Below are 1,060 nucleotides of genomic sequence, written 5' to 3' on the forward strand. Positions count from 1 at the left end.
TTTAGAGCGCATTGCCGCGGGGGAGGACTTCTTCAGGGAACTCAAAGCGCTCATGGGGCTGGTCCTGCGGCGCCATCCACGCCCGAATCCCCTCGTTCAGCAAAATGTTCTTCGTGTAAAACGTCTCAAACTCCGGGTCTTCCGCTGCCCGCACCTCCTGACTGATAAAGTCATACGCCCGCAGGTTCAGCGCCAACCCCACTACCCCAATGCTCGACATCCACAAACCCGTCACCGGCACAAACAACATGAAAAAGTGCAGCCACCGCTTGTTGGAAAACGCTATCCCAAAAATCTGGCTCCAGTACCGGTTGGCCGTCACCATCGAGTAGGTCTCCTCCGACTGCGTCGGCTCAAAAGCCCGAAAGGTGCTGGCCGCATCCCCATCCTGAAACAGGGTGTTCTCCACCGTCGCCCCATGGATGGCACACAACAGCGCTCCACCCAAAACGCCAGCCACCCCCATCATGTGGAACGGGTTCAGCGTCCAGTTGTGGAACCCCTGGAAAAACAGCAAAAAGCGGAAAATCCCCGCCACCCCAAAGCTGGGCGCAAAAAACCAGCTGCTCTGCCCCAGCGGGTAAATCAAAAACACGCTCACAAACACCGCTATCGGCGCGCTAAACGCAATGGCGTTGTAGGGCCGCACCCCCACCAGCCGGGCAATCTCAAATTGCCGCAGCATAAATCCAATCAGCCCCAGCGCTCCGTGCAGGGCCACAAAGGTCCACAGCCCCCCAATCTGGCACCAGCGGGTGAAGTCCCCCTGGGCTTCCGGGCCCCACAGCAGCAGCAGGCTGTGCCCCATGCTGTCGGCGGGGGTGGAGACGGCTACGGTCAAAAAGTTGCACCCTTCCAGGTAGGAGCTGGCCAACCCGTGGGTGTACCAGGAGGTCACAAAGGTGGTGCCGGTGAGCCAGCCGCCCAGGGCTAGGTAAGCGCAGGGGAACAGCAGCAGCCCGGACCAGCCGATGAACACGAATCTGTCGCGCTTGAGCCAGTCATCGACGATGTCGAACCATCCTCGCTCCTGACGCACGCGCCCTACCGCTATGGTCAT

General features: G+C 60.1%; 1 protein-coding gene. It reads right to left on the reverse strand.

The genetic code is table 11. The features are described 5' to 3' along the window. Window position 1: 1 nt before the first annotated feature. On the reverse strand, window positions 2-1,060 hold a 1,059-nt coding region (gene psbD, locus NW837_RS15255; protein ID WP_414332488.1), incomplete at its 5' end, for a photosystem II D2 protein (photosystem q(a) protein).

Origin of the sequence: Synechococcus sp. R6-10, from assembly GCF_047461815.1 — a bacterium.
Taxonomy (GTDB): Bacteria; Cyanobacteriota; Cyanobacteriia; order Thermostichales; family Thermostichaceae; genus Thermostichus.